General features: G+C 62.7%; 10 protein-coding genes. 5 read left to right on the top strand and 5 right to left on the bottom strand.

Going from position 1 to position 6158, the window contains the following annotated elements; translation table 11 throughout:
* The 4 genes from ftsY to ENZ75_RS17610 form a co-directional block, all read left to right on the top strand.
* Positions 1-1185 (top strand): signal recognition particle-docking protein FtsY (ftsY, locus tag ENZ75_RS17625; protein ID WP_245481168.1); only part of this gene is annotated, 1185 nt, incomplete at its 5' end.
* 61 nt (positions 1186-1246) lie between these two features.
* Positions 1247-1921: a septation protein A gene (locus ENZ75_RS17620; RefSeq protein ID WP_013528838.1), complete on the top strand. Its 675-nt coding sequence runs from the start codon at positions 1247-1249 to the stop codon at positions 1919-1921.
* Between the two features lie 25 nt (positions 1922-1946).
* The gene (locus ENZ75_RS17615) at positions 1947-2567 is read left to right on the top strand and encodes a pyridoxamine 5'-phosphate oxidase family protein (RefSeq protein ID WP_013528837.1); all 621 of its coding nucleotides are present in this window, start codon (positions 1947-1949) and stop codon (positions 2565-2567) included.
* 40 nt (positions 2568-2607) lie between these two features.
* A complete protein-coding gene (locus ENZ75_RS17610; RefSeq protein WP_063169541.1) occupies positions 2608-3138 on the top strand; it encodes an NADPH-dependent FMN reductase in 531 nt (176 codons plus the stop codon).
* A gap of 186 nt (positions 3139-3324) precedes the next feature.
* Here ENZ75_RS17610 and ENZ75_RS17605 read toward each other — a convergent pair whose 3' ends face one another.
* Both ENZ75_RS17605 and ENZ75_RS17600 read right to left on the bottom strand, forming a co-directional pair.
* Positions 3325-3531, bottom strand: a complete 207-nt coding sequence (locus ENZ75_RS17605) for a 4-oxalocrotonate tautomerase family protein (protein ID WP_013528835.1) — start codon at positions 3529-3531, stop codon at positions 3325-3327.
* A 76-nt stretch (positions 3532-3607) separates the two neighbouring features.
* Positions 3608-4528, bottom strand: a complete 921-nt coding sequence (locus ENZ75_RS17600) for an SMP-30/gluconolactonase/LRE family protein (RefSeq protein ID WP_063169542.1) — start codon at positions 4526-4528, stop codon at positions 3608-3610.
* 259 nt (positions 4529-4787) lie between these two features.
* Here ENZ75_RS17600 and ENZ75_RS17595 point away from each other — a divergent pair, with 259 nt between their 5' ends.
* The gene (locus ENZ75_RS17595; protein WP_013528833.1) at positions 4788-4955 is read left to right on the top strand and encodes a hypothetical protein; all 168 of its coding nucleotides are present in this window, start codon (positions 4788-4790) and stop codon (positions 4953-4955) included.
* Between the two features lie 158 nt (positions 4956-5113).
* On the opposite strand, the gene ENZ75_RS17590 is transcribed toward ENZ75_RS17595, so the two are convergent.
* From ENZ75_RS17590 to ENZ75_RS17580, 3 genes are all read right to left on the bottom strand, one after another.
* On the bottom strand, positions 5114-5689 hold the full coding sequence (locus ENZ75_RS17590; protein ID WP_063169543.1) for a DsbE family thiol:disulfide interchange protein: 576 nt from the start codon (positions 5687-5689) through the stop codon (positions 5114-5116).
* Positions 5686-5853 carry a heme exporter protein CcmD gene (gene ccmD / locus ENZ75_RS17585; protein WP_013528831.1) on the bottom strand — a complete coding sequence of 56 codons (168 nt, stop codon included), beginning with the start codon at positions 5851-5853 and terminating at the stop codon, positions 5686-5688. The genes ENZ75_RS17590 and ccmD overlap by 4 nt, the downstream gene beginning before the upstream one ends.
* Positions 5854-5976: 123 nt before the next feature.
* The coding region (locus tag ENZ75_RS17580; protein WP_206617053.1) for a heme exporter protein CcmB at positions 5977-6158 on the bottom strand (182 nt) is incomplete at its 5' end.

Below are 6158 nucleotides of genomic sequence, written 5' to 3'. Positions count from 1 at the left end.
CCGCCTGCCGGCACCTTCTCCCCGTCGCTATACGGGGAGAAGGAAGAAGTTTCAGCGCCGACGCCCGAAGCACCCGCCGCCGAAATCGCACCTCCCATTCGCCAGCCTGCGCCGATCGAATCGCAGCCGGTCATTGCGGAAATTGCGCCCGAGCCGCAGCCTCTTCCACCACCCGCGCCGGAGCCGAAAGCCGCCCCCGGCAAGGTGACCGTCACCAAGAAGGTCGAGCAGAAGGCCGAGCCGCAAAAAGCGCCGGAGCCGGCACCGAGGCGCTCTTGGTTCCAGCGCATGAAGGACGGGCTTGCCCGCTCGTCCAAGGAACTGACCGGCAACATTGCCGGCGTCTTCACCAAGCGCAAGCTGGACGAAGAGACTTTGCAGGACCTGGAGGATGTGCTGATCCGCGCCGATCTCGGCATGGAGACCGCCTTGCGCGTTACCGACGCGCTGGCCGCCAGCCGCTACGGCAAGGACGTTTCCGACACCGAGGTCCGCGCCATCATGGCGGCCGAGGTGGAAAAAGTGCTGACCCATGTCGCCATGCCGCTGGAGCTCGACCTCTCGCACAAGCCGCATGTCATCCTGGTGGTTGGCGTCAACGGCACCGGCAAGACCACCACCATCGGCAAGCTCGCCGCCAAGCTGACCGATGGCGGCCTGTCGGTCATGCTCGCCGCCGGCGACACGTTCCGCGCGGCAGCCATCGAGCAGCTGAAGATCTGGGGCGAGCGGACGAAATCGCCGGTCATCGCCTCCAAGCTCGGCGCCGATGCCGCCGGCCTTGCCTATGATGCATTCGAGCGGGCGAAAGAGGCCGGCTCCGACGTGCTGATCATCGACACCGCCGGCCGTCTGCAGAACAAGACCGAACTGATGGCCGAGCTCGAAAAGATCGTCCGCGTGCTCGGCAAGCTCGATCCGGAAGCGCCGCACACCGTGCTGCAGACGGTCGACGCCACCACCGGCCAGAACGCGCTCAACCAGGTCGAGATCTTCCGCAATGTCGCCGGCGTCAACGGCCTGGTGATGACCAAGCTGGACGGCACGGCGCGCGGCGGTATTCTGGTGGCGATCGCGGCAAAGCACAAATTGCCGGTCTATTTCATCGGCGTCGGCGAACAGGTCGACGACCTCGAACCTTTCTCAGCAAGCGAATTCGCCAGGGCGATCGCTGGAGTAGCTTAACAAGCATGTCCCAAAAAGGTGCAGACTTTTTGGATCAGATCATGCGCAAGAAAGAGATTCCATGAACCCACCCATTCTCGAACGCGATCCGTCGGACCCGCAGAAGCAGAAGAAGGAAGGCGTCAATCCGCTGCTCAAGCTGGTGCTGGAGCTGGGTCCGTTGATGGTGTTCTTCTTCGCCAATGCGCGCAGCGGATGGCTGGTGCAGAAATTCCCTGTTCTGGCCGAGTTCGGCGGGCCGATCTTCGTCGCCACCGGCCTGTTCATGGCCGCCACGGCAATCGCGCTGATCGCCTCGTGGCTGCTCACCCGCACCTTGCCGATCATGCCGATGGTGTCGGGCGTCGTCGTCTTCATTTTCGGCGCGCTGACGCTCTATCTGCAGGACGACATCTTCATCAAGATGAAGCCGACCATCGTCAACACGCTGTTCGGCGGGGTGCTGCTCGGCGGCCTGTATTTCGGCAAGTCGCTGCTTGGCTATGTCTTCGATTCAGCCTTCAGCCTCGACGCTGAAGGCTGGCGCAAGCTGACCTTCCGCTGGGGCCTGTTCTTCCTGTTCCTGGCCATCGTCAATGAGGTGGTGTGGCGCAATTTTTCCACCGACGCCTGGGTTACTTTCAAGGTCTGGGGCATCATGCCGATCACGCTTCTGTTCACCTTCAGCCAGATGCCGCTGATCCTGCGCCATTCGCTGGACGACAAGACCGGCAAAGAAGAGAAGGCCGGGAAATAGAGCCTGCAAATAAGGGGAAAGGGCCATGGAATTCGTCACCACGCGCGACCAGTTGAGGACGATCTACAAGACGCCACGACCGACCGACGGTTCTATCCGAAAGGAGCTGAAAAAACTTGACGGCCATTGCCGCTCCTTCATCGGCAAGAGCCCATTCGTGCTGATTGGCTCGTCCGACGGTGCCGGCAATGCCGACGTGACGCCGAAGGGCGACAAACCGGGCTTTGCCACCGTTCTGGACGACACCACCATCGCCATTCCCGACCGGCCCGGCAACAACCGGCTCGACACGCTGGAAAACATCCTCGTCAATCCCCCGGTCGGGCTGCTCTTCCTCATCCCCGGCATGAACGAGACGCTGCGCGTCAACGGCGATGCCCGCATCACCGTCGACGCAAATTTGCGCGAACGGCTCGCCGTCGACGGCAGGGAGCCGCAAAGCGTTGTCGTGGTCAGCGTCAAGGCGGCCTACATGCACTGCGCAAAAGCCTTCATGCGCTCGGATTTGTGGAAGCCGGAAACCTGGTACGACCGCGCGACGCTGCCGACGCTCGGCCAGATCATGCGCGATCAGCTGGCGGTTGCCGATTCCGCCGAGGCGACCGACCGCTGGCTCGACGAGGAATACAAGAAGACGATGTGGTAGTTTTTGCGGACGCGATTCGCGTCTGGACCGATTCCATACCTTGCTGAACATCCTTGCCATTTCCGGCAGCCTGCGCGCGGCCTCCACAAATTCGGCGCTGATCGCCACACTGGCGCGCGAAGCGCCGTCCGGCTGCCGCGTCACCGTCCATGACGGGCTTGGCCGTTTGCCGATCTTCAATCCCGACGATGAAGGCGAGCGGACACCGCTCGAAGCCTCCAAGCTGATCCATGCCGTCAGTCGAGCCGACGGCCTGATCATCTCCTGTCCGGAATATGCCCATGGCGTGCCGGGCGGGCTGAAGAACGCGCTCGACTGGCTGGTCTCGCGCGATGCCGCCGTCGCCAAGCCCGCCATGCTGGTACACGCCTCGCCGCGCTCGCTGTTCGCCCGCGCCGCATTGGCTGAGATCATGCGCACCATGTCGTTCGCGCTTTACGACGATGTGCTGGAGATCGCCCTGCTCGGCAGGAAGCCGCCGGAGGTGGCGGGCATCCTGGCGGCGCCGGCGAACCGGCAGGCGATGCATGATGCACTGAATGCCTTCGCGGAGTTTATCCGCTCGCGTTGAGCGGCGGCCTCTCTTCCTTCTCCCCTTGTGGGTCCGAAGGACGGGGCGAGACCCGTGGCTCGCCCCAGGGTGGTGGCCTCGCGAGCGAGGTCGGATGAGGGATGTTCCAGCTTGGCACTGACGGCAATCCGTCACCCACCCTCAACCGTCTCGGCCTCCCAAAAGGGGAGAAGGAAAGATCGCGCATTACCCCTTTCGCAGCGTCTCCACATCGGTCTTCCCAACGTACCAATCGCGGGCGTTGACCTCTTCAAAAACCACCCAGACATCGTCGTTGCTCAGCCCGGTGGCGTCCATGATGGCCGCGGTGACCTTCTTGGCGATATCCGCCTTCTTGCCCGCCGGATCGGCGGCGATCACTTCCTTGACGATGCGGATGTTGACGAATGGCATTTCTTGTCCTCCCGGGGATGTTCGTGCTCACGACCCGCTTCGATGAAACCGTCGAACGGTCGCCAGTGTTCAACTCTCAGTATGTCTTGGCGCCGTTGACCATCAGCCGCACCATGTAGAGCGACGTGGTGCCGGCGATGTAGAGGCAATTCAGCTTGTTGCCGCCGAACACGCAATTGGCGGTGACTTCCGGCACCTTGACCTTGCCGATCAGCGTGCCGTCCGGATCGTAGCAATGGATGCCATCGGCGGCACTGGTCCAGATGCGGCCGTCCTCGTCGAGCCTGAAGCCGTCGAACAGGCCGGCGGTGCAGTCGGCGAAGACTTTTTCGCCGGAGACTTTCTTGCCGCCCTTGCCGACATTGAACACCCGCATATGCGCCGGATTCTGCGCGCCATGCGTGCGGCCGGTATCGACGACATAAAGCTTGCTCTCGTCCAGCGAGAAGGCGAGGCCGTTGGGCCTGACCATGTCGGTGATGACGGCTTCGAGCTCGCCGGTGCCGGGATCGACCCGGTAGACGTGGCAGGCGCCGATTTCGCTCTCAGCCCTGTCGCCCTCATAATCCGTATCGATGCCGTAGCTTGGATCGGTGAACCAGATGGAACCGTCGGATTTCACCACCGCGTCGTTGGGCGAATTCAGCCGCTTGCCTTTCCATTTGGCCGCGATCGTGGTGACCGAGCCGTCGAACTCGGTGCGGCTGACGCGGCGGCCCGAATGCTCGCAGGTGATCAGCCGGCCCTGCCGGTCGACGGTGTTGCCGTTCGAGTTGCCGGACGGCTGCCGGAAGACGCTGACATTGCCGTCGGTCTCGTCATAACGCAGCATGCGATTGTTGGGGATGTCGGACCAGACGACATAGCGGCCGGCGGCGAACCAGGCCGGCCCCTCCGCCCACTGGCATCCGGTGAACAGCTTCTCGACCTGCGCGTTGCCGTTGAACAGGCGCGCGAAGCGCGGATCGAGAATTTCATAATAGTCTGCGGCCGCCATGCTTTCCTCCCGGCATCAATGACAGGGATCAAGCCAGCCGGAGGGACAGAAGGCAATGTGGGTACGCACAGTGTCCCACAAAAGATCGCTTGCCGGCTCTGCGCATGACGTTAGCGCCGCATTAACCGGCTATGCGTCCAGCGCAATGGTGCATTGCAACATCTTCTTTTTGCAATGCACCATTACTATGTCATGCTTCGTATCGATCAAGGGAGGAAGAAACCGCCGCCGAAATGCGGCGCCAAAAAGGAACCTTGCTATGATCCTCGACAGTCTCATGACCCGCGCTCGCAACAGCATTGCCAAGCGCAAGCACTACAACCGCCTTGTCGCCGAAATCGACAGCTTTTCCAGCCGCGATCTGGCCGACATGCGCGCCGACCGCTCGGAAATGCTCTACCAGATCCACAAGCAGATCTACGGCTGATCTCAAGCCCGATAAGACGCGCCGCCAAGGTGCGTTGAGATTCAGGTCAGGCCGAGTCGAAAACGGTGGTTTCCGAGAACCGGAGCGGAGCGTACTTTTGGTACGCGAGCACCGGAAGCGCAGGAAGCCGCTGTTTGCAGGCCGGCATCACCTGAATATCAATGCGCCGCCAGTGCCTTGTCGATCTGCGGCAACAGCAACGCCTGCACCGTCTCGGGCGTCAGCGGGCCGACATGTTTGTAGGCGATCTTGCCGTCCTTGCCGATGACGAAGGTTTCCGGCACGCCGTAGACGCCCCAGTCGATCGCCGCGCGGCCCGCTTCGTCGACCCCTATCGCCTGGAACGGATTGCCGAGATCGCCGAGGAACCGGCGTGCGTTTTCGGGCCGGTCCTTGTAGTTCAGCGCTGCCATGGTGAAACGCTTATCCTGCGACAACGCCAGAAGCACCGGGTGCTCTTCGCGGCATGGCGCGCACCACGACGCGAAGACGTTGACCAATGTGACCTTGCCGGCGAAGGTTTTCGAATCGAGCCCCGGCAGGTTTGAGCCCTCCAGCGCCGGCAGGCTGGTTTGCGGCGCAGGCAGGCCGATCAGGGCCGACGGCACTTCCGAAGCATCGCGCCCCGACAGCAGTTGCGACAGGAACAGTCCGGCCAGGCCGAGGAAGATCAGCAGCGGCAGAAGCACGAACAGGCGACGACTGGGCGGCGGCGTTTCCGTTTCGGTGCTCATGGCTTGGCGACCTTGTCGGAGCGACGCCTCACGCCGGACGCCTCCAGTTCGGCAAGCTCACGCTTGCGCGCCCGCTGGTCGAGCAGGATCCAGCCGATCAATCCGGCCAGCACCACGGCAGTGATGCCATAGGCGGCGGTCACGTAGAGTGCATGCGCACTCATGCGGCAGGTCCCGCTGAAGTGGGGCCTTCCAAGCCGATCATGTCGCCCAGTCTAGACATGCTTTTCCTTAGCCTCGCTCCGTCGGCTTCGCAATCGGTCGCCGAGCCGCAGTCATACGCTGCGTCAATCCGTGCCATGGCGCAGCGCCAGCGCCGCCGAGACCGGACCCAGCACGCCAAGAAACAGGGTCAGCGCGGCAAGAATGAGGAAGGGCTGCAGAAACGGGTCGGGATTGGCGGTCGCCCCATAGCTTGCCGAAACGCCGAAGATCAGCACCGGGATGGTCAGTGGCAGCACCAGCACCG

The sequence above is a fragment of the Mesorhizobium sp. M7A.F.Ca.CA.002.04.1.1 genome, assembly GCF_004022805.1.
Taxonomy (GTDB): Bacteria; Pseudomonadota; Alphaproteobacteria; order Rhizobiales; family Rhizobiaceae; genus Mesorhizobium; species Mesorhizobium ciceri.
This window is presented reverse-complemented; position numbering and strand designations above follow the sequence as displayed.

What these genes read in the sequence shown, in the direction of transcription:
- ENZ75_RS17620 (WP_013528838.1), top strand. Translation starts at nt 1,247, where the DNA reads ATGAACCCACCCATTCTCGAACGCGATCCGTCGGACCCGCAGAAGCAG.
- ENZ75_RS17615 (WP_013528837.1), top strand. Translation starts at nt 1,947, where the DNA reads ATGGAATTCGTCACCACGCGCGACCAGTTGAGGACGATCTACAAGACG.
- ENZ75_RS17605 (WP_013528835.1), bottom strand. Translation starts at nt 3,531, where the DNA reads ATGCCATTCGTCAACATCCGCATCGTCAAGGAAGTGATCGCCGCCGAT.
- ENZ75_RS17600 (WP_063169542.1), bottom strand. Translation starts at nt 4,528, where the DNA reads ATGGCGGCCGCAGACTATTATGAAATTCTCGATCCGCGCTTCGCGCGC.
- ENZ75_RS17595 (WP_013528833.1), top strand. Translation starts at nt 4,788, where the DNA reads ATGATCCTCGACAGTCTCATGACCCGCGCTCGCAACAGCATTGCCAAG.
- ENZ75_RS17590 (WP_063169543.1), bottom strand. Translation starts at nt 5,689, where the DNA reads ATGAGCACCGAAACGGAAACGCCGCCGCCCAGTCGTCGCCTGTTCGTG.
- ccmD (WP_013528831.1), bottom strand. Translation starts at nt 5,853, where the DNA reads ATGAGTGCGCATGCACTCTACGTGACCGCCGCCTATGGCATCACTGCC.